Consider the following 22,390-nt stretch of genomic DNA (forward strand, 5'->3'; position numbering starts at 1 on the left):
CTTTTGCCTTTCGCAGTGGCTTCTCGTATACTAAACTGCGTTAACAACTATTGACCTAAGCAACTTGTAGGCGGGAGTTTATGCAACCCAATGGAATTCTAACGCTGACAACCGATTTTGGCAGCGTTGATGCGTATAGCGCAGTGCTCAAAGGCGTGATTCTTTCGGTTAATCCTCAGGCAACCTTGATCGATGTGACCCATGAAATCGATGCCCAACGGATTGCCCAAGCGGCCTATTTATTGCACACAGGCTATCGCTACTTTCCCGATGGCACTGTTCATTTGGTGATTGTTGATCCAGGTGTGGGCGGTGATCGTAAAGCTGTGGCGTTGTGTTCGCCCCGTTGGGCCTTTGTGGCTCCTGATAATGGTGTGCTTTCGTATGTTTGGAAGGATTTAGTCGCCGAATTTGGGCGTGAGCAATTACAGTTGATCGAATTAACTGATGATCGCTGGTGGTTGCCCAAGGTTAGTGCCACGTTTCATGGCCGCGATATTTTCGCGCCAGTTGCCGCCCATCTTTCAAAAGGTGTGCAGCCTGAAGAATTGGGCCAACCATTGGCCGAATTGATCGACTTGCCTTTGGCTGAGCCACGCCAACGCCCTGACGATGCTTGGGAAGGCCGCATCATCCACGTTGATAATTTTGGCAATTGTATTACCAATATTACCCGCGATTTTATTGCTCAGCATGGTGGTATCGAACAAGTTGAAATTGGGATTCTCGATCAGCAAATTGGCCGAATTTGCCGCACCTACGCCGATAGCGAATGGGGCATGGTGATGGCGTTGTTTGGCTCTAGCGAACGGCTCGAATTGGCGGTACGTAATGGTAATGCCGCCCGCATGCTCGGCGTTGGCATCGGCGATAGCCTGCGAATTCGTTTTATCAAAGGATGAATTATGAGGGATGAAGGATGAAGCGATTCAGTTTTTAACCGCGAAGGACACGAAGAATACTAAGTTTAGTTCAATCAATAACTAAAATTTCGCAGTAATTAAGGCATACAACTAAGCCTAGATTTGGGTATATCGCGTTCTTTGTGGTTAGATTTCATCCTTCATAATTCATCCTTCATCCTTCTAAAAAACTATGTTTGATACACTCAATAGCGAACAACGGGCGGCGGTGATGGCGCAGCTTGGGCCAGTTTTGGTCAAGGCTGGCGCGGGCAGCGGTAAAACCCGCGTGCTGACCTACCGCATTGCCTATTTAATCGAGCAGGGTGCTAGCTCCGATTCGATTGTTTCGGTGACTTTTACCAACAAAGCCGCCAGCGAACTGCGTACCCGCTTGCGCGATCTTTTGGGCAAGCGTAGCCGTGGCCTGACCGCCGGAACCTTCCACGCGATTTGTGGCAGATTGCTGCGCCAACATATTAATGGGCGGATTCGCAATTACACCGCCAACTTTACGATTTACGCTGGCGATGAGCAATTGCAACTGGTGCAACAAGCCATGGATGGCTACACCGGACGTATGCCGCACGATCTTGAAGCACCGCAAGTGCTGAATTTGATTTCGCGCTTCAAAAGCCGCATGCAGCCACCAACCTTGGCACGACAGATGGCGAACGATCCTGTCAGCCAATATGCGGCAGCAATTTATCGTACCTATCAGCGCCAGCTTGAACGCTCGAATGCCGTCGATTTCGACGATATGATTGTGATGACCTACAAGCTGTTGTTTGAGCATCACGATGTGCTCGATGAAGTTCAATCGCGCTGGGCGCATGTGTTGGTCGATGAATATCAAGATACCGATTCGGCTCAATATGCCTTGCTGGAGTTACTTTCGCGGCCAGTTGCTCAGCGCCCACGCTCATTATTTGCGGTTGGCGATGCGCAGCAATCGATCTATGGCTTTCGCAACGCCGATTACACCATTATCAATCGCTTTACCCGCGATTTCCCTGAAGCCCAAGTGGTTGAGTTGCTGACCAATTATCGTTCGCGCCAAGAGATTCTTGATGCGGCCTATGCCGTGATGCGCCATTCGGTGGCTGTGCCAGCCTTGACCTTGAAAGCTGCTCGTCGTTCGCCGCCAATCCCAGCCTTGGTCATTAATGAAGCCGCCGATGATCGGGCCGAAGCCGACGCGATTGCCAAATCAATTGGCAATTTGCTGAGTACAGGTCGCCGCAGCAAAGATATTGCGATTTTGTATCGTTCGCGGCATATGAGCCGTGGGCTGGAAACGGCGCTGCGCCAAGCACGGATTCCCTATTCGCTCAAGGGTCAAGCTGGCTTTTACGATCGGCGGGTAATTCGCGATGCCTTGGCCTTTTTGCGAATTATTGCTAATCCCAGCGATAGCCTGAGCATGAATCGGATTATCAATGTGCCAGCAAGGGGAATTGGCGCTAGCACGATTGCCCATCTCACCAGCAAAGCTGCAGCGCTGGAATTGCCACTTGGCGAAGCTTTGTTGAAGCGTGAAGCCTGGGAAGGTTTGAGTGATCGTGCCAGCCAAATGGTCAGCGATTGGGCACGCAAAGTCTATCGTTGGCGTAAATTGGCCAGCGGCAGCTATCCGCCAGAGGGCTTGTTGCAAACAGTGTTGCAAGAAAGTGGCTACCAAACCATGATCGAAAAAGACTGGAACGACCCTGAGCGCAGCGATGCCCTAGCCCATCTTGAAGAATTGCGGGTTGCTGCTGGCGAACATACCAGCCTTGCGGCCTTTTTGCAGGAAATCGCCCTGCTTACCAACGTTGAAGACAAAGATGAGCGTGATGCAGTGCAGTTACTCACCATCCACGGAGCCAAAGGCTTGGAATGGCCAATTGTCTATGTGGCGGGCTTAGAGGAAGGCACATTGCCCCACGAACGTTCGTTGGTCGAAGCAGGCGGGGTGGAAGAAGAGCGGCGTTTGTGCTATGTGGCCTTGACCCGCGCAGGCGAACAACTTTACCTTTCGCATGCCAAAAAACGCCAGCGCAACCAACGTAATCCATCGCGCTTCCTTGATGATATTTTGGTTTATGGCCGTGAACGTGCCAAAGCCAAGGCTTTCTAACCGTTCGTTAACCTTTAGGTAAACTTTTGAGCCTACACTCAGAGTGTTAGGATTTTTGAAGCGTAGGAGTGACCCATGAAAGAGTTAATTGCCCAGCTTGTCGAGAAGGCCAACTTAAACGAAGAGCAAGCCAACAAGGCGGTTGAAGTGGTCAAAGGCTTTTTGGGCGATAAACTGCCGGAAGGTTTGCGCGGTCAAGTCGAGGGCTTTCTGACGGGCGAAAATATTATGGATGTCGCTGATAAGGCCAAAGGCTTGCTCGGCGGCTTGTTTGGCAACAAAGAATAACCCCAACAGCGCCTAACTCAATTGATCAAGAGCAGCCAAGCTTGGCTGCTCTTTTGTTGTATTAGCATATGTCGAAAATTTGATACAATAGCAACACTGTGTGGCAAAAGGAACGTGATCTATGCAAAGCACCCGCATTGTTGACCCTGATCAACTGCCTGATCATCTGCGTTTAGGCCGTTATCTGGGCTTAACTGCCATCGCAATTTACCTTGGGCTATTTACCGGGGCTGGCCTGACCATGATGATTCCCGATGCCTCGGATTTCATCATGCAATCGAAAATTCCGCTTAGCGGGTTTGCAGTGCTGGTGCAAGGCTTATTTTTCATTGCAGCTCGCTTTTTTGCTCGCCGGAATGAGATCAATCGTAGTATTTATCTTATGATGCTTGGCTGTACCGTGTTGCCAATGACGATTACCTTTTTCAATCCAATTGAATGGCCACTCAGTGTCTTGTATGTCTTTTTGATGCTAATTATTGCAGTTCAATTTGTTAATAGTTATAACCTCAAGCGGATTAGTATTGTGGCATGGGTTTCAATTATTATCATTTTATTTTTTGGCTTTCTCTTCAACGATCAATATAATTACCCAAAAATTAATGTGTTGTTGATTATGATCACCTCTGGTGCACCAATCGTCACCATGATTATTTCAATTTTGTTTAGTTTTCATCGCCGCTTGAATTTGACCTTGCGTGAAGTCAAACGAATTAATTATTCGCTGGAAGAATCGCGCGATTCGTTAGAACAACAAGTTGCGCAACGCACCCAGCAATTGCAACATACGCTTGGCGAATTACAGCAACGTAATCAAGAGCAAGCAGCCTATGTTGCCCAAATTGAGCAACAACGCCAAACAATTCGCGAATTAAGCGTGCCAGTGCTGCCAGTCAGTCGCGATACCTTGGTGCTGCCGATTGTTGGCACTGTGGAAAACGAACGTTTGCGTGATTTACAGGCGATTGCCTTAGGCGAAATTCAACGTCGTCGTGCTCAACGCTTATTACTCGATGTAACTGGGCTTTCGTGGTTTGATAATGATGTGGCTGCGGGATTACTGCGTTTGATTGATGCTGCCCAATTGCTGGGAGCTAAAGTTGCTTTGATTGGTGTGCGACCTGAAGTGGCCCAAGCTTTGGTCAATTTGGGCATTGTCTTTGATAATGTGGCGATTTATCGCGATTTACAATCGGCATTGAACTAGGGAAATGGCCGAATTGCTCCAACATAGCGGCTGCTCCAATAGCTGTTCGATAAATCGGAAACCCGAATGCCTAAGCTCTCGGAGAGTGCCTGAATCACTTTGCCATTGCCTGCATAAATGCCCACATGGCTTACGCCTTTTTTGTAGGTATTCTTGAAAAAAACAATATCGCCAGGCACTAAATCGTGGCGGCTGGTAACTTTATCGCCATAACCACCAGTCCATTGTTCGGCGGCGCTATGCGGCATGTCGATGCCCAATTTGCCATAAACATACAGCACCAAGCCTGAGCAATCGAAGCCACCGCGCGGGGTTTCACCGCCCCAAACATAGGGATAGCCAACATATTTGCGAGCCAAACGCACCGCTTCAAGCGCATTGGGCGAGGCACTCAAGGTTGGGACACGCCGCAAAATATAGGCATCGGCTTGCAAAAGTTCGGCGGAAATCCAGCCCTCAGTGCCATCGTTGGTGCGTACATTGAACCAACCCTCACGCTGTTGCAATAAATTGACCTGCCCATGTTCAGCGCTCAAGGTCGTGATAATTTCAGCCTCGGTTTGCGGCTTGGCGCGAACATTAGCCCGTTCAACCGTTAATCCAGCCACTAAAACTGGATTTGGGTCGGCATGCAGATTAACTTGGGGCAGGGTTTGGGCTGAGCTGGCCAAGGCCACATAACTATTATCAACCCAACCAAGCGCTCGTTGTGGAGTCACGACTTGCAGCCAGCCCTCAAACCGCCCAACTACTGTCAGCGGAGTAGTGTTGAGCAAAATCGCCATGGGCAAATAATCAGCGCTTGGTCCATCGCGCAAATTCAATTCCTCGCTGGCAACCAACCCAGCAATTGTCGTGGTAAAGACTGTATCGGCTGAAATCGAGTCATACAATAGCGCACTGGCGGTTAATGGCAATGTTTCAGGGATATCCAAGGCTTGGGCTTCGAGTTCGTGGTTTAGAACTGGGGCTTGCCAATCAGCGGGAATTGGCTCGTCGAGGGTTGCGCCAACGCGCACAATTTGCGGGGTGGCCGTTGCTCCAAGCGGCGCGGGAGAGGTTGCAGGAAACGTCCACCAAAGCAGCAACGGCACAGTTAAGCTAGCGCCAAGCAATAACCCAGCGATCTGCAAGCGCCGACGATCCCGTGCTAGGATTGGCAATCGGGGCATATTGACGAATCCTTGTTATTCAAAAATGATCCCATAGGCTTGATTAAGCTGCTGCAAAGTGGCAGCAGGCAATGGCAAACCAAATTCTTGAAGAGCATGGCTGAAATCATTGAAATAATATTCGAAACCTGCCGGAGCCGCAACTATTAATGCCACACAGGGATTGATTCCAAGCGTGCGGAATGAATGAGGCACGCCCATTGGCAGCGTGACCGTTGCCCCCGCCTCGGCAACAATCGTTTCGCCATTAATCCAAAACTCAAAGATACCCGCTTGGATAATAAAGGTTTTATCTTCACGAGTATGGATATGCTGCATCACTCCAGTTCCAGGCAAACTGGTATATTCAAATAACGAAAACGCTCCATCGGTATCCGAGCCAGTTAATTTGATTGCGACTTGGCTATGCTGGCTATTTAACATTGGGCTTGCCAATACCGTGGTATGATCGGTCAACTGTGACATAGGCGACCTCCGCTGATTAGCTTAATTATAGACGCTGGCTTTGGCCCTGGCTATGGAGCTTTTATGGGATTTGAAACTAATACTATTCGTTTTCTTTTGGAAGCCCGAAGTACTGGGGTGCAGTTCAAACAGAGTTTAACCCTAGGCCGTCAGGGCATGCACCTTGGGGTTTATGATCTTCAACAAGTTTTTGCTGAAACAGGGGAGACCCTACCTACGATTGTAGCGCAAACGCTTACCCGCGATGCGGTTGATGGTGAGCCAATGTTTGCTGAGCCATTGTTGCATTACCTAGGGGCGACGACCGCCGATTCGATAGATTTCTCGGATTATGAAGCAGCGACTATTTTGCACGATCTCAATCATCCCATCCCCGCCGAACTTCAAGGGCGCTTCAGTTGTGTCATTGATGGGGGCACGCTTGAACATATTTTCAATTTACCAATCGCCTTGCAAAATAGCCTCAATCTGGTGGCTGAGGGTGGCCATTTTCTGGCAATTACACCATGTAATAATATGGCGGGGCATGGCTTTTATCAATTTTCACCAGAATTATTTTGGCGGATTCTTACGCCTGAAAATGGCTATCAGCTTGAAAAAATGTATGTTTTTGAGATGTATCCACATGCGCCGTGGTATCGCGTGCATGACCCTAAAGTAGTTGGTGGTCGTGTAACGTTGCAGAATCGTAGGCCTGCTTTTTTACTAGTTCAGGCTAAACGCATTAGTCCTACTCCAATTGTCCAACTTAAAGTTCAACAAAGTGATTATGTGAGCGTTTGGCAAGCGGGAGTTGGTGCTCAGCGGCGCTCGTTGCTTAAACGTGTTGCTGGGCCGATTCGCCGACGCTTACCAACCAAGCTCAAAATTGGCTTACGAGCGGTTAGTTTTCGGCTCAAAGATGCCTTAAGTTTGATTCGCTCGCCCTACCGAGCAAACTATTACGATCGTTATAAGTAGCACTTGATGCTCAAGGCTCAAGGATTAAGGCGCTTCTTTTCTGCCTAATCCCTGAGCCTTGCCGTAAATTTAGCCGCGTTCGTCTTTGCCAGTTTCCAAGTCGCCAGTGGCAACCATTAAGCCAAGCCAGAGGCCGCGTGCAAAGCGATAGAAGATGATATGGAAAATTGACATAACCAATAATAATGCCAATAAGCCTTGCATCAACTGATCGCTGGCATAAATCACTAAGAAGATGCCGCCGATAAAGCCCAAAAAGATCGTCAAGACAATATTGATGCCCATTGCCCCAGTGCTTTGGTTGCCGGTGGCTTCGTAGCCAACACCACAAACGCTACAGGTTGGGTGAATATCGTAATAGCTGCGAAAAAGCTTACCCTTGCCACACAAAGGGCAACGCCCGATAAATCCACGCAGCATTGCCAAGAGAAAATTACCCATGATATTCCTTAATGATCTGACGACGCTGACAGATCGTCCTTTGCTAAAGCTCCGCTGCGAGGGTGCAACCCATTCAGCCGCGAGCAAATCGATATCTATGGTTGTAAACCAAGCTGATGCCCTCTAGCATACCTGATTCTGTTGGTTTGTCTATCGAGTTTAGAGTGGAGAGATTAATCGTTGAACCACGAATGATGCTTTTTGATCCACGAAGAGCACGAAGAGCACGAAGGGGGAATGGCTCTAGGCTATAGGCTTTTGGCTATTGAAATGTTTGATGTACCAATATCATGTTCAGCCTTCAGCCAGCAGCCTTGCTTGCTCTGCGCCTTTGCGTTAACATCCTGACCTCTGACTCCTAGCCCCTGACCCCTATAATCTCTGTTTAAATCGCTGCTTCAACCCAGTAATCCGCTGCCCGCTGCGCCGTTGGGCAATCGCAAATTCAACCGCCTGCCAATCGCCAGTCAGAATCACCAATTGGCGAGCGCGAGTGATGGCGGTATAGAGCAATGGTCGATTGAGCAGCGCATTATAATAGCGCAGCATGGGCACAATCACCACAGGGTACTCGGAGCCTTGGGCTTTATGCACACTGATTGCATAGGCCAAAGCCACTTCATCAAACTCGCTCCATTGATAAACGACGCTGCGTGTATCATCAAAATAGACGCTAATTGTCCGTTCTTCAAGGTCGATCGCTTGGATCAAGCCTAAATCGCCGTTGCTCACATCGAGATCGTAATTGTTGCGGGTTTGAATCACCCGATCACCTTCACGAAAGAGCGTGCCAGCAATTGTTGTTTCTTGGCGAGTTGGGTTGGGTGGATTGAGCGCTGCTTGGAGTTGACTGTTTAATTCAAGCACGCCTGCTGCGCCCCGATGGGTTGCCGCCAAAACTTGAATATCGCGCAAGGGATCAAATTGGGGAAACTGGCGCGGAATGCGGGTGGTCAATAGCTCTACAATCATTGCACTACATTCAACAGGATTACTGCGTGGAAACCAATAGAAATCACCTTGATTGACGCTCGGTGATTGGCCTTGGTTGATCGCATGAGCATTGGTGATGATCTGGCTATCGGCGGCTTGGCGAAAAATTGTATCCAAATGCACGGTCGTGATGCTGTTGCTGGCCAATAAATCGCGTAATACGGCTCCTGGTCCAACCGCTGGCAATTGATCGGGATCGCCCACCAAGAGCAAATGGGTGGTTGGAGCCAAAGCTTTAATTGTATGATGGGCTAGCACGATATCAAGCATTGAGGTTTCGTCAATCACGAGCAAATCGGCGGCGAGTTGGTTATGCTCGTTGCGACCCCAGCGATCGTTGCCAGCCCCACCGCTATATTCGAGGGTGCGATGAATGGTTGCGGCTGGATGATTGGTCGTTTCGGCCAGCCGCCGCGCTGCGCGTCCGGTTGGGGCCGCCAAAATTGTGCGTAGCCCAACCTGTTGTAGTAAGGCCAAAATTGCCTGTACCGTGGTGGTTTTGCCTGTGCCAGGCCCGCCAGTGAGCAATACCACTTTGGAGCGGAGCACGGCTAGCACTGCTTCGGCTTGGCGTTGGCTCAAATCAAAGCTGGCATTATGCAATTGACGCATAACAATTGCATCGCTTTGCTGCTTGAAGCGCAATTGAATTGCGCTGGGGAGTTGTTGCAAACGCTGGAGATTATTGGCCAACTCGGTTTCAGCATGATAATAGGCTGGTAAATAAACTAAATCGCCATCAAGCACCAACAAGACTGCTTCGGTTGCCACCGCTAATTGTTCGGCGATTAACGGGTGTGACAATTCCAAAATAGCTTGAGTTTGCTCGATTAACTCGGCCTGTGGCAGGGCGCAATGGCCTTCGGTGTTGGCGACAGTGCTGAGGGTATAGCGCAAGCCTGCAATCACCCGACTGGGAGCATCACGCGCTACACCCAAGGCTTGGGCAATTTGGTCAGCTGTCGGGAAGCCAATCCCCTCAATTTCTAAGGCCAGACGATAGGGGTCGTGTTGCACAATCTGGCTGGCTTGCTCGCCATAATGCCGAAAAATTCGTAAGGCTAAACCAGTCGTTAACCCAACAGATTGGCCTAATTCGAGCAAGGCTTTGATTGAGCGTTGTTCCTGCCAAGCAGCGATGATGGCGGCGATTTTCTTGGTGCCTAAGCCTTTGACTTCACGTAAACGATCGGGAGTTTGATCAAGCACATCGAGTGTCGTTTCGCCAAAGGTATCAGCGATGCGTTGAGCATTGACTGGGCCAATACCCGGCAATAAGCCCGAAGCTAAGTAGCGGACAATACTTTCGTTGCCGGTTGGACGAGCAGTTTGATAACTGGTAACCTCAAATTGTCGTCCATGGGTTCGATGTTCGATCCATTGACCTGCGAGTTGCAAGCTTTCGCCAACTTGCACATCGGGCAAACGCCCAACAATCGTGATCACGCTACGCTGGCCTTGGGCTTTCAAACGCGCCACGGTATAGCCCGTTTCATCCGAGCGATAGGTGATGCGTTCTAAGTTGCCAGTTAGTTGATCCATAGTCAGGTCAAAAGGCAAAGGTCAAAAGGCAAAAATTGAAAATTGAAACCACGAAGGTCGTGAAGGGTTAATGACTATAGGCTATGGGCTATCGGCAATTACTTGTATATGACAACAATTGTTCCGATAACCTATAGCCTATAGCCGCTCCTTAAAAGATCTGACCCCTAATCCCCGAAAACTGATCCCTCGTCCTAAATTCGGCGTTGCTTACGCTTGCGGGCTGCTTGAATGATGACGATCACCGAAATGATGACCATCACTACCAACAGACCTGCGATGGCATACAAAATCCATTGGGGCTTTGCAGGTGGTATGACCTCACGATAGATCGGATCATCTTGGTTTTCGCCGAGGGCATCGTTGGCAATCCCAGCAGTATCGCCAGTAACTGTTGGATCTTCGACGCTGATCTGTTGATCGTTGACGATTGCCAAGCTGCCGTTGAGCCGTGTGCGCAGGCGCGAAGTCGTCAAGGCATTGCCCGACCATTGCACACCTTGATCGGTACTGCCGAGCACCGCCAAAATGCTGCGCTGTTCGTTCCATGGCGAACGCATAAATTCTAAGTAACCAAGGCTCAATTCAGGTGGAATCCGATAGACCACCCGACTATTGCCAAGGGTTGGATGCTTGCTGCCTTGGGCAAATGGTGCAGGAATAATCGGCTGCAACGCTGGATCTTGCAAAATAGCATGATCAGTCGCTTGACCAACCAAAACCAAATCATGATTTGCTTGGACGCTGGCAACTTGCTCCGGATTGACCGCGCGTAATTCGACAAAGGCTGGGTCAAGGCTATCGCCCAAGGCTGTGGCTAGTTGGCCTGCGACCGTCCAGCTGGCTGGATCATCGCTTGGCACAACAAAGGCCAAGTTTTTCAAGGTATTGCTGATGGTCAATGGCTCAAGGAAGGTGGCCAAATTGCGCAACACCACCGAGCGCCCACGCGTGGCCCGCACTGGAATCCCAATCATCGAATCAGCCCGTAGTGTGTACCAAATCCCCGCAAGGTTGGGATCAACACAAGGCGTATTGGGAATCAAGTTGGCGCTAATCGTGATTCGGTTGCGACCAACATTCAAGTTGCCTCGTGGAATCGGCACACGGCCAACTCCATTTTGAGCGGTGGTATCATCGAAGCGAATCGAGCCTGCTGGGCGATCGTTGACGCGCACCATCATTGCCGAAACTGAGTAATCGAGCAGTGCCGAGTGGGCAAAATGCACTTCGATATAACCATCGTTGCTCATTTCATAGCCGCTGGGCATATCAACATTCAGTTCAAAGGTATGCCCACCAATCCCAAACTCTGAAACCGTCTCGAAGCCAAGGCTACGGAAGCTGCGTTCGACCGTCAAGCCAGTGCTTGGCACATCGGTAATTTGCAAATTCAAGGTTTTGGTGAGCACTTCGGGCGAATTAACTTCGGCGACCACAGCAATCGAAGGTTCGCTGCTAGCGCGAATGTTGCCGGTGCTAAATGCCTTGGCAGCTTTGATCACGCCCTCGTCATCGTTGCCACTGAGTGCTAAAACCACCCGTTGTTGGTTCCAAGGCGAGGTTGCCATTTGAATAATGCCATCGGCGGCTTGAGCTTCGCTCAGATTAAAACCCTCGGCTCCACTGCCCTCAGCAAAATCCACAGCATCCAAATTTTCGAAATTGGCGGCTTGCCCCACGAAAATCAAGTGCGATTCGGTACGCAAGGTTGGTGAAAGCACACTTTCGGCAATCAACGGCACTTGAATTCGGCTTGAGGTAATGCTGCCAACTTTCGCGGCCACAATCAAGCCTGCTTCAAGCTCGGCAGCGCTGGCGTTGTTGGGCACAATAATCGTGGCAACATCTGGCTCCAGCGGCGAATCTTGGAAGATTGGGCGGGGCAGTTGCTTAACATCGGTCGATAGCGTGCCCAAGGTATGCGGCAATTTGAGCGATGAGGTTGCCCGAATAATCACACTGGTTTGGCTATCATTACCACAATTCAAACCTGCATCGAGCAAAATGCCCAAGGTGTGAGCGCCATCGATGCGGGTTGAGGTATAGGCGGTGGCTGAAATAGGGATTGTCACTTGGCGCGGGCCTGAACGATCTAAGAAAATCCGTTCAAGCTGTACGTTGTTAAATTGTACATCCATCGAGCCAGCAAAAAACTGCACATTTTCTTCATTGCTAACGGCGCTGCCTGAAACGAAGGTTTCAAAGTCGAGCGTAATCGCTGCACCTGGCTCTAATCTCCAAGTATTGGGCAGGCGAATATTGATATAACGGGCATTGAATGGCCCTTCCATCGAATCTTCGCGAGCGCCAAGCTGGGCAAAAGTCACAGTATCGCTATCGGTAACCACTGGCGTAACCGTTGCTTGGTTAAGCGGGGCTGCCGCAGTTGTTGCTGGAATAGGATTAAGGCTGGTGCGAGCAGCCTGTGAAACCATTGGCAAGCTGGCAAAAAGACCCAGCGCCACGGAAAAAAGCAGAAAAACGCGCACTAAACGAACCATGCGAACTCCTTGCGAGACAATAGGCCAGCGTAACGCACTGTTACGCTGGCAGGGTTGGTGGTACGTCGTTTATTTGCCGTACCGCTCGTACCACATGCTGAACATCAGTAAATTCCAGATTTGGCGGCTGTAATCGTGCCGCCCCGCCCAGTGATCACTCAGCATTGTTGCGATATATTGTGGGTTGAAGAATCCTTGTTCCGTCAAGGCTTCAACCGAGAGTTTTTGATTGACCAATGGCCGTAGATCGGTTTTGAGCCATTGGGGAATTGGCACGCTAAACCCAGCTTTGCGCCGCTCCAAAATTTGGGCTGGCAGCACTTTGGCAGCCACTCGCTTGAGCAAATACTTAAGTTTCATGCCGTTAATTTTGGTGTGGCTGGGCAATTTGGCCATCCACTCAACCAAGCGTGTATCGAGCAACGGCACGCGCACTTCGAGCGAATGGGCCATGCTCATACGATCAACTTTGACCAACATATCGTCGGCCAGCTGCACTTTGGAATCGACATACAGCAAGCGATTGAGCACATCATCGGCATTGTAGGCATCGTAATAGCCTTGCAACAGATCAACCGTTGGCCGTTGCTTGGTCAAAATGGCCGAGCCAGCGTACAACTGCTCTTTCATCGATTCGCTCATAAAGGCTTTCCAAGCGGCATGGGCTGGCAACGGCGCGAGCATCCCACCCTGCACAAAACGCTTGGCTTTGAAATCGAAGCTGACTTTGCCATCGGATGTAGGCAGCATATTAACTAGGTTTGGCACTAACCCGCCGCCAATCGCTTGTGGCAAACGCCGATACAGCGCGGCAATTTTATCAGCTTGATAAGTAGCATAGCCGCCAAACACCTCATCGCCACCATCGCCACTGAGCGCCACTTTGACATGCTGCCGTGCCAATTCGCTGACTGCATACACCGCCACCGACGACGAATCGGCAAATGGCTCGTCAAAATACTTGACCATGGCATCAACCGTGGCCTGCGCATCAGGATTCATGATGATTTCGTGGTGATCGGTGCGGAAGCGTTCGGCGACAATTCGCGCATACGGCGATTCGTCATACGATTTTTCAGCAAAGCCCACCGAGAAGGTTTTAACTGGCTGGTTGGTGACTTCGCTCATCAAGGCCACGACCAAACTCGAATCAACCCCACCGCTAAGAAACGCGCCCAACGGCACATCGCTGATCAGTTGATCCTGCACGACGGTGCGCAAGAGATTCAGCAAGTCGGTTTCAACATCGTCGGTGATTTTGAAGTGCGGCGAAACCACCCGTGGAATATCCCAATATTGCTTAACTTCCACGGCATTGGTTTCAGCTTCATAGGTCAGCATATGGCCAGGCTGAAGCTTTTTGATCGCTTTGAAAATCGTGTTTGGGCCAGGCACATAATTCAGCGAAAGATAATCGTGCAAGCCAATTGGGTCGATTTCGCGGCTGATGCCAGTATCGAGCATGGCCTTGATTTCTGAACCAAAGACCAAGCGATCGCCTAAATTGGCATAATAGACTGGCTTGATCCCAACGTGATCGCGGGCAATTACCAAACGCTGGCGGCGATCATCCCAAATCGCGCAGGCAAACATCCCATTGAGATGCTTGGGGAATTCATCGCCAATTTCTTCGTACAAATGCACGATTGTTTCAGTATCGGAGTGGGTTTCAAATTTATGGCCAGCTTTTTCTAAGCGTGGGCGCAACTCGGTAAAGTTATAAACCTCACCGTTATAGACGATCCAGATCGAGCCATCTTCGTTGGCGATGGGCATTTTGCCGCCTGCAACGTCGATAATCGAAAGCCGGACTGAGCCAAGCCCGACTGGGCCATTGAGATAAAAGCCATTTTGATCTGGCCCGCGATGATGGATATTGTCGCACAGCGCTTCGAGCAAGGGTCGCTCGGCTGTACGGCTGCGATCAAAATAGACAATGCCACAAATACCACACATAGGATCACCTCAGTTCACCAACAACAGTCGAAGTTAGTTCGTGCGCCGCCCCACTCGCTGCCATAGCGTGGTTTGTCGTCGTCGGACAAAGCGATATAGGCCAATTAAGCCAGCCCAATTGCTATTGACTAGGAAGGTTGGAATGTAAACCACCTTGCCTAGTTTACTATTTGAGTCAACTCGGCCACCGAGCCAAGCCATAGTGTAGAACACAATTTGAAAGATTAACAACAGCCAATTGAATGGTGCTGCTAAACGTAGTAGTTTATGCGATTTTGCCTTACTTGGCGAGAGCACTGCCAGAATGTTCATCACCAATGCGCCAACCATATTGACTGCTACCAAGGTGCGCAGGGTTTGGTGCGAGAGCAATTGCCACAAGGCGAGTGGGCGACGGAATGGCCACAAACTGCGTGCATAGGTAATTGCTTGATAGCGCCCAGCGAAAATCCGAGCGCGGCGGGCAATTTCATCCTGCGCCGATTGCGAAACCCGTTCATGTGAGCGAGCCTGTGGCGCATAGTGAATCCGAAAGCCACGCGCGATGATCCGCATTCCCATATGGGTGTCGTCATTAATAATTTCATCGGGCGGCGATTCAAATAAATCGCTGCGAATCGCTAGCACTTCGCCAGCAACGGCGGTGCAGCCAGCCAATTTGCTCTCTTGCTTTTTAACGAACGACTCGTAGCGCCAATACAGCCCTTCGGATTCACCCAAAGCGCCGTCGCCCTTTTCGATCACCTTTGCGCCGGAAACTGCGCCAACATCAGCATCGGCAAATGGTGCAACCAATTCGCGAATCACATTGGCATCATAGCGATTATTGGCATCAGAAAAAACAATAATTTCGCCGCGCACAAACGGAATTGCCCGATTGATCGCCGCCATTTTGCCGCGCCGTGGGGCTTCATACAACAATTCCACGCCACGATCAGCGTATTGCTGCACGATTTCTGGCGTGCGGTCGCTTGATCCATCGGCAATAATTAATAGTTGCAATTGCTCATGCGGATAATCCAAGGCCAGCGAGTTTTCAATTTTGCGGGCGATTTCAGCCTCTTCGTTGTAGGCCGCAATCAGCAAAGTAACTGCTGGTTCAGCGTGCGGATAAGGCCCGCGCTCACGTCGAAAGCGTGCTAGTAACGTCAAGAGCGCTGGATAACCAGCATAGGTATAGATGACGCTGCCTGTGAACAGCCAAAATAACGCCGCAATCATTGAATATTCCTTAATCACTATTGATCCACGAAGGACACGAACGATGGCTGTATGCTATTGGCTATTGATTTTCATATCACAGAATGTTCCGATAGCCTAGCGCCTTCAGCCCATAGCCAGGGTTTTTCTGTGCCTCTGCGTTAAAGCAAGGTTGCTCCCTGATCCCCGACCCCCAGCCCCCGATCTTATGTTCTATGTTCTATGCTCTATGTTCTTAACGTGGCTATATTTTCATACAAACCACGCAATTGCTTGGCAATCACACTCAGGGCAAACTCTTGTTTCACCCGTTGGCGGGCGGCTTGGCCCATGCGTTGGCGCAAGGCTTGATCGCCCAAAACTGCCAACAACGCTTGTTCAAGCGCTGGCTGATCGTCGGGCGGAATCACCAACCCATTCACGCCATCGTCGATTGCATCGCGTGCCCCACCAACATCGGTGATCACGACGGCTAATTCGCTGGCCATGGCTTCGAGCATTGCCACTGAAAAGCCCTCGGCAATCGATGGCAGCACAAACACATCGGCGGCTTGCAAATAGGGTGGCACATTATGCACCGCCCCGCCAAAAATCACTCCATCGCTGGTTTTGGCTTTGAGATTTGCTTCTTCTGACCCCTGTCCCAAAATCAATAAGGTCGCATCGGGATGTTTGGCACGAATTGCTGGCCAAGCCTCAACCAAATAGCGCACCCGTTTTTCCTCAGAGAGCCGCCCAGCATACAGCGTGATTGTGCCTTCAGTTGGAAGATTCAATTCGCGACGTAGCGCAGTTTTGGCTTCGGCAGCGATTGGGCAATATTTTTCAGGATCAACCCCGTTGGGTACATAATGCCGTCGTTTGGCCTCAATGCCCAAAATCTGATCAAATTCTTGATCGATTTCGCGGCTGATCGTGAAAAAGGCATCGGCAGTTTTGGTGATGCGCTCCAAGCGGCCTTTGCCAAACGGACGTTGTTGCATGCGCAGCACATCGCCAAGCGGCCCCGAACGATGGGCGGTCACGGCGTAGGGCAGACCCAAGGCTTGTTTGGCCGCAATCGCGGTGGTAGCTGGCGAAAACATTTCGTGAGCATGCACCAAATTTGGCTTCAAACGCCAGAGCAAGGGAATCGCTGCTGCGGTGAAAACCAAGGCCGCAGTTGGCACAGGTCCGGGAATTGGCAAGCGATGGACTGGCACATTGTCGATCATCTCGAAGGGCTTGAAGCCTGCATACCGCCGTGTCAGCACGCTAATTGCCACGCCTTCAGCGGCCAAAAAAGGAGCCAACGCCGCAAGTTGGCGTTCAGCACCGCCGATGCGCGGAAAATAGCCTTGGATGATCATTGCTACGTGTAACGTGTCGTTCATGCCGAAACAGCCTCGCGCTGGTCAATGCCCTCGTGGGCGGCGGTATACAAACTTAATAATTGATCAACCCAAGCGCTAGGGCTATGGTATTGCTCGATAATCTGTTGAGCAGCTTGTTGCATCGCTTGGATCTGGCTTGGCTCGCTCAAAACGTGGTTGATTGCAGCGGCTAAGGCTTGATGATCATGCGGCTCAACCGTAATGCCCGCCTGTTCGCGAACTACATGCGGCACGTCACCAACTTTGGTGGCAATAATCGGCAAGCCGGCGGCCATCGCTTCGAGCACGGCGATCGGCAAGCCTTCGTTGGCTGACGAATTAACGAACAAATCGGCGCTACGCAATAGCACCGGAATATCATCGCGTGCCCCAAGCAAATTGACCACTGCATGCAATTGATGCTGATCGATTTTGGCTTCGATTTTGGGTCGTTGATCGCCTTCGCCCGCCAAAACGAGCCGCGCTTGGGGATGTTGAGCATGCACCAAGGCAAAGGCATCGATCAGGGTTGGCAGATCTTTGATTGCTGCAAAACGCCCAACGTTGATCAACATCGTCAAATTTGGGTCGCCCAAAACTGCTTCACGGATAGCTTGGCGTTGCTCAGGGCTAATTTCTGGCACGGCCACTACGGCGTTATGCACCACATGCAGTTGGCGATTGGGCATAATTGGCTGGTAGGCATCGCGAGTGGTATAGCCAACTGCGATAATTTGCTGCGCCAAACGCCGCACCACTTGAGCCTCAAACTGCTGTTGGCGATTGGCAATTGATGGGTCGAAGCCTGCTAGGTGCATCGTGGCGACCACGGGAATATTGGCCAAACGGGCTGCCAAAATGCCTACCACATTGCCATAGGTCAAATGGGTATGCACCACACTGACCTGATTGCGCCGTAGCCAACGGGTTAATTGCCAGATCCGTTTGGGTGCCAGCATTTTGGGCGCAGCCAAACGCAGGACTTCAACGCCCAAACTATTCAGCCGTTCAACCAAGTTGCTGCCGCGATCTTCGCCTTTGAGACAAACCACAGTGGTTTTGATCCCACGGCGTTGGGCTTCGATCGCGAAGGTTACCAGCAATTGTTGCGCTCCACCACGATAGAGCGAATCGATCACCTGAACAACGTGCATATTATCTCCGTGCCACCGCACCACGTAAGGTTTGGCCTGCTTGGGTCAGAACTTCGCGCTGACCAAACCACAAAGTTCCAGCATAGGAGCCGATGCCAACCACCACTGCCGCCAAGAGTTGCAGCCATGCAGGAGTGTTTTGCAAGGCCAGCAGGGTCAAGATCAAACAAATACTCATCACTGTGCCAGCAATTATCGCTGGTTGGAAGGCGCTCAAAATTCGGCGAATCGGCATGTTCAGCACTTTGGCGGCAACCACCAAATTGAGCGTGCTGCCTAAAAATGCCACGATTGCATGGGTAATTCCAACTGCTTGCAACGATTTGAACTGGGCAGCGGCAAACCATAACGCTGGTACCAAGACAATTAAGCGGGCAATTGAAAGCTTGGTCAAAATGCTGGTGCGATTTTGCGCCTTGTAGACATCGCCAACGTTGTAGCCTAGCGAAAGAAATAGGGTGTAAATGGCAATTGTGCGCATAATCGGCACAGTTTCAATCCATTTTACGCTCAGCAAGGTCAAAACAAATGGCTCAGCCGTAATTGCAATTCCCAATGAAAGCGGCACAGTCACTAAGGCGACATAACGCGAGGCAATAAAAAAGCCCTGTTGCAACCCAGCAGGATCGTCGCGCAACCGACTGTACAAGGGATACAGCACATTGGCCAAGGCAACACAAACTTGCATCACCATGAGGTCGGGGAAGCGAAAGCCGTTGGTATAAACCCCCAGATTTTCGTCGCCAAGGTAGCGCCCAACCAGCAGATAATCGGTTTGAGCTAAGACAACCGATAGCCCATTGACCGCTACAATATTGCTGCCAAAGCTCAACAGCGGCTTGATCACCGTGCGATCGAGTTTGAAGCTAGGCCGCCATGGATTGACCATCCAATAGGCGATCACGCCACAGGCCGAGCCACCCAATTGGCCCCAAACCAAGCTCCAAGCGCCCATGCCCGCCAAGGCACAGCCAATCGAAATTGCGCCTTTGCTGCTGACCTGAATCAGATCGGGAATAAAGCGTTTTTTGAATTGCATGCGTTTGCGCAACAGCGCGTCGTGAATATTGCGCATGGCAAATAAGGGAAAGCTCAATCCCAAGGCCCGAATAATCGGGATTACATTAGGATTATTTTGCAAAAAATAGGTGGCAACTAAGGGCGCTGCCAACCAAGTTATGCAAAAGAGCGTCAAGGCAATTCCACAGCCCAGCCAAAAAGCGGTGTTAGCAGCATCCTCACCTTCGCGATAAATCACTGCCGAGCCAATCCCTAGATCTTGCATTACCTCAAGAAAGGCGATAACCGTCAAGCCCATGCCGACCAAGCCGTATTCAGCTTTGGTCACGAAATAAGCCAGAATTACCGTGGTGATAAAGATCAGAATTTTGCCGCCATAGGTGGCGGCATACGACCATAAGGTATTACGAGCCGCGCTCTGGACAATCGTTTCAGGCTGTTTCGCCATTTGGTAGCGCCTCGCGATACTCTTCATAAGCTTTATTGGCAACATTGGGAATCGCATAGGCGATGGCGATCAAAATCCAGAAAAAGCGTGGGTAGGATAGTTGCAGGAAGATCCCTGCCAGCATATAGCCAACCAAGCCAGCTTGGAAACCAAAGATTAGCCCGTCGAAATCGCCCATATTGATTTCGCGAAACTTTTTACGTGCTCGGTTCATATCGCGGAACAGTACCCACATCATTGCGCTAAAGACCGAAAGCCCAAATAAGCCTTTTTCGGTCAGAATCTCAAGGTACATGTTGTGCGGTGCTTGGTCCCAACGACTGTTATCAAGGCCTAGATCGCGGGCATACTCTTGATAGTGGTTGCCAAAATTGCCCACACCTAAGCCAAAAATCGGGTTAGCCCAGAACATGCGTAGCCCCGCTTGTTGGGCGCTTGAACGACCACGGAACGAGGCCTCGTTGCGTACATCTTCCTGAGCCAAACCAGGAATCGCCTCGGGAATCGTTTCGAGCCGCGCGATATACGAAGCTGGTAGGGTCGGGATGATTACAAAACCCAAGGCAATGATGATGATCACCGAAAGCGGCTTGGGTGGTCGGCGAATAAACATGATTAAGCTAGCAATCGAGAGCGAAAGAAACGCCCCACGGCTGAACGAGAAGAAAATTGAGGCCATACAAACGCTCAATTGCCAAATCGCAAACCAGCGCAATTTTTTATTCTTCTCATTCCACAGCCGATCCATGCCCAGTGGAATTAGGGTCAAAAGCACTTGTGAATAGAAATTAGGGTCACCGATTGGCCCAGCAATCCGGTAATCATCCTCAACGCCTGAAACGATTTGCATTTTGCCAGCTTTGGCAAAGCCCAAATAATCGTTCTCGAAGGTGCCAGTTAATTGCTGCCACGTAGTAATCGAAGCCATGAAAATGCCAGCAAACAAGAGCGCCCACATCGAACGATGCAGCATCTTGGGCGAACGCATCATCATCACCACCACGATCACGATGATCGCATCTTTGAAGTAGGCAACGACTCCATTCTTGACCCGCAGCACATCATCGGCATAGAGAAATGTGGCGACCCCGACCATGCCATAGACAAAAATCCAGGCGGCGGGCTTGAGCCAAGGCTCGGGTTTTTGGTTGTAGAGTGCCCAGCGCAGGAAAATAATTAAAAAGAGCAGCGCTAAAAATGGTTGGGCAGTTGAGGGTGCACCGTTGCGCACCATCACATCGGAAAAACGGGTGTAGCTCATGAACACCAGTGCCAGCAAGCCCCATTCGCTATTGCGCATCGTGACCATGGCGGCACCAGCGCCACCAAACAGCAGCACTAATTTCAAGGGGTTATCGAAAAATGCCAAGGCAGCGGCAACCCCCGCCCCCCCAGCGATCGCCAAAAAAGCAAAGGCAAATTTCATCCATTTGCTGTTAAAAACATCTGGTTGGCTGGTTGGCTCTTCTTGTGGTGTGTTGGCCAGCATAACGACCTCATGGCTGCACGGCATGCAATTCATGCCGTGCAGGTTGGTTTAATTTAGGCAGGTTGTTCAACGGCTGAGAAGAGCACATTCTTTTCGCCACTGCGATACGAGCGGGTCAAGGCCGATTCAGCTTCTTCGACTAATTGGGCGTAAGCCATATTATTGCGACGGGTGGCTCCCCCAGCATAGGGCGTTAGTTTGACCACCACATCATCAATCCCGGTTTCGACCGGCTGATCAAGCGCGTTCAAAATCCGATCAAGCGTGCGCGTGGCAGCAATTTCAGGGGTTTCGGGCAACAAAATCGAGAAGGTCGTGTTATCCCAACGGCCCACAATATCGTTGCCGCGTAGTTCGTTGCGCAACACATTTTTGGCATGACGCAACACCCGCTGCACAACTGGCGCAGGCATACTATCGATCACATCTTGCATGCCATCGAGATAGACTAAGCCTAGCGAGGCGATTGAGCTGCGGCCCAGCGCTTCTTTGGATTGTTGGTCGAAGTGGCGGCGGGTAAAGGCGGTCGAAACAGCATCGACAGTGCTACGGCGGCGCAGTGCTTCCAACGGAGTTTTGAGTTGTTCTTGCACAATCGCGATAATCGCGCCAACGACTGCGCCCAAAATCAAGGCCAAGGTTGTGTCACGAACTGGCTGCGGGCTTTGGGGAGTTGATGAGGGCAAGGCTGGGTCAAGCACGGTCAGGCTATAGCTGGGATATTTTTGATCAACAAAATCAATCGTACGCTGAGCCAAGCTATTGGCTAACAAGGCAGTGGTTGGCGCATCAGGCCCATCAACATACACTTCCAAAACGTTGGCTTCGGGAACCGTCACTGCATTGTTTTTGTAGCGCAAAACTTCGGCTGGCGGCAAATTGAGCACCGAGCCGGTTTCCTTGAAAGGGCTACCGCTATTCAGAATTTCGGCAATCGTGTTGACGATTGTGCGATTTTGCAAGGTGGTAACGCTATATAACTCTTGGCCGCTATCAACCCGTGCCAAGTTGGGGCTGAGCAAGAGGCGCGTGCGCGTGCGATACTCAGGCTCAGTTACATAAGCGCGGGCCAGCGCTAAGGTTGACCCAGTTAATGCTGCCAGAGCGATCAGCCACCAGCCGCGCCCTAACATTCGAAGATAATGACGAAATTCCATAGCAACGGTTCCTTTGTTGCA

Annotated in this window: 17 protein-coding genes; 5 read left to right on the plus strand and 12 right to left on the minus strand. The window is 50.7% G+C overall.

The window, feature by feature from the left end; translation table 11 throughout:
• The first annotated feature begins 80 nt into the window (after positions 1–80).
• From LCH85_15300 to LCH85_15315, 4 genes are all read left to right on the plus strand, one after another.
• The gene (locus tag LCH85_15300; protein ID MCA0353359.1) at positions 81–902 is read left to right on the plus strand and encodes an SAM-dependent chlorinase/fluorinase; all 822 of its coding nucleotides are present in this window, start codon (positions 81–83) and stop codon (positions 900–902) included.
• Positions 903–1,095: 193 nt separating this feature from the next.
• On the plus strand, positions 1,096–3,021 hold the full coding sequence (locus LCH85_15305) for a UvrD-helicase domain-containing protein (GenBank protein MCA0353360.1): 1,926 nt from the start codon (positions 1,096–1,098) through the stop codon (positions 3,019–3,021).
• 75 nt (positions 3,022–3,096) lie between these two features.
• Positions 3,097–3,309: a DUF2267 domain-containing protein gene (locus LCH85_15310; protein ID MCA0353361.1), complete on the plus strand. Its 213-nt coding sequence runs from the start codon at positions 3,097–3,099 to the stop codon at positions 3,307–3,309.
• 121 nt (positions 3,310–3,430) lie between these two features.
• The gene (locus LCH85_15315) at positions 3,431–4,516 is read left to right on the plus strand and encodes an STAS domain-containing protein (GenBank protein ID MCA0353362.1); all 1,086 of its coding nucleotides are present in this window, start codon (positions 3,431–3,433) and stop codon (positions 4,514–4,516) included.
• Here the strand turns inward: LCH85_15315 and LCH85_15320 are convergent.
• Both LCH85_15320 and LCH85_15325 read right to left on the minus strand, forming a co-directional pair.
• Positions 4,513–5,688: an NlpC/P60 family protein gene (locus LCH85_15320; GenBank protein ID MCA0353363.1), complete on the minus strand. Its 1,176-nt coding sequence runs from the start codon at positions 5,686–5,688 to the stop codon at positions 4,513–4,515. The genes LCH85_15315 and LCH85_15320 overlap by 4 nt on opposite strands.
• Positions 5,689–5,703: 15 nt before the next feature.
• The gene (locus tag LCH85_15325) at positions 5,704–6,153 is read right to left on the minus strand and encodes a cupin domain-containing protein (protein MCA0353364.1); all 450 of its coding nucleotides are present in this window, start codon (positions 6,151–6,153) and stop codon (positions 5,704–5,706) included.
• Between the two features lie 63 nt (positions 6,154–6,216).
• On the opposite strand from LCH85_15325, the gene LCH85_15330 reads away from it, so the two are divergent.
• Complete coding sequence (locus LCH85_15330; protein ID MCA0353365.1) at positions 6,217–7,113, plus strand: class I SAM-dependent methyltransferase; 897 nt, start codon at positions 6,217–6,219, stop codon at positions 7,111–7,113.
• Positions 7,114–7,182: 69 nt separating this feature from the next.
• On the opposite strand, the gene LCH85_15335 is transcribed toward LCH85_15330, so the two are convergent.
• The 10 genes from LCH85_15335 to LCH85_15380 all read right to left on the minus strand — a co-directional run bounded on the left by LCH85_15335 (position 7,183) and on the right by LCH85_15380 (position 22,369).
• A complete protein-coding gene (locus LCH85_15335) occupies positions 7,183–7,554 on the minus strand; it encodes a DUF983 domain-containing protein (protein MCA0353366.1) in 372 nt (123 codons plus the stop codon).
• Between the two features lie 372 nt (positions 7,555–7,926).
• The gene (locus tag LCH85_15340; protein ID MCA0353367.1) at positions 7,927–10,089 is read right to left on the minus strand and encodes an ATP-dependent RecD-like DNA helicase; all 2,163 of its coding nucleotides are present in this window, start codon (positions 10,087–10,089) and stop codon (positions 7,927–7,929) included.
• 194 nt (positions 10,090–10,283) lie between these two features.
• Positions 10,284–12,593: a cellulose biosynthesis cyclic di-GMP-binding regulatory protein BcsB gene (locus LCH85_15345; GenBank protein MCA0353368.1), complete on the minus strand. Its 2,310-nt coding sequence runs from the start codon at positions 12,591–12,593 to the stop codon at positions 10,284–10,286.
• 69 nt (positions 12,594–12,662) lie between these two features.
• The gene (asnB, locus tag LCH85_15350; GenBank protein MCA0353369.1) at positions 12,663–14,549 is read right to left on the minus strand and encodes an asparagine synthase (glutamine-hydrolyzing); all 1,887 of its coding nucleotides are present in this window, start codon (positions 14,547–14,549) and stop codon (positions 12,663–12,665) included.
• Between the two features lie 33 nt (positions 14,550–14,582).
• Positions 14,583–15,770, minus strand: coding sequence for a glycosyltransferase family 2 protein (locus LCH85_15355; protein MCA0353370.1), 1,188 nt, complete (start codon positions 15,768–15,770; stop codon positions 14,583–14,585).
• A gap of 206 nt (positions 15,771–15,976) precedes the next feature.
• Positions 15,977–17,122: a glycosyltransferase family 4 protein gene (locus LCH85_15360; protein ID MCA0353371.1), complete on the minus strand. Its 1,146-nt coding sequence runs from the start codon at positions 17,120–17,122 to the stop codon at positions 15,977–15,979.
• Positions 17,119–18,255 carry a glycosyltransferase gene (locus LCH85_15365; protein MCA0353372.1) on the minus strand — a complete coding sequence of 379 codons (1,137 nt, stop codon included), beginning with the start codon at positions 18,253–18,255 and terminating at the stop codon, positions 17,119–17,121. The genes LCH85_15360 and LCH85_15365 overlap by 4 nt, the downstream gene beginning before the upstream one ends.
• A 1-nt stretch (position 18,256) precedes the next feature.
• Complete coding sequence (locus LCH85_15370; protein MCA0353373.1) at positions 18,257–19,723, minus strand: lipopolysaccharide biosynthesis protein; 1,467 nt, start codon at positions 19,721–19,723, stop codon at positions 18,257–18,259.
• Positions 19,707–21,212: an O-antigen ligase family protein gene (locus LCH85_15375; GenBank protein MCA0353374.1), complete on the minus strand. Its 1,506-nt coding sequence runs from the start codon at positions 21,210–21,212 to the stop codon at positions 19,707–19,709. The genes LCH85_15370 and LCH85_15375 overlap by 17 nt, the downstream gene beginning before the upstream one ends.
• 53 nt (positions 21,213–21,265) lie before the next feature.
• Positions 21,266–22,369: a diguanylate cyclase gene (locus LCH85_15380; GenBank protein MCA0353375.1), complete on the minus strand. Its 1,104-nt coding sequence runs from the start codon at positions 22,367–22,369 to the stop codon at positions 21,266–21,268.
• Positions 22,370–22,390: the final 21 nt, after the last annotated feature.

The organism is Chloroflexota bacterium (assembly GCA_020161265.1).
Classification (GTDB): domain Bacteria; phylum Chloroflexota; class Chloroflexia; order Chloroflexales; family Herpetosiphonaceae; genus Herpetosiphon.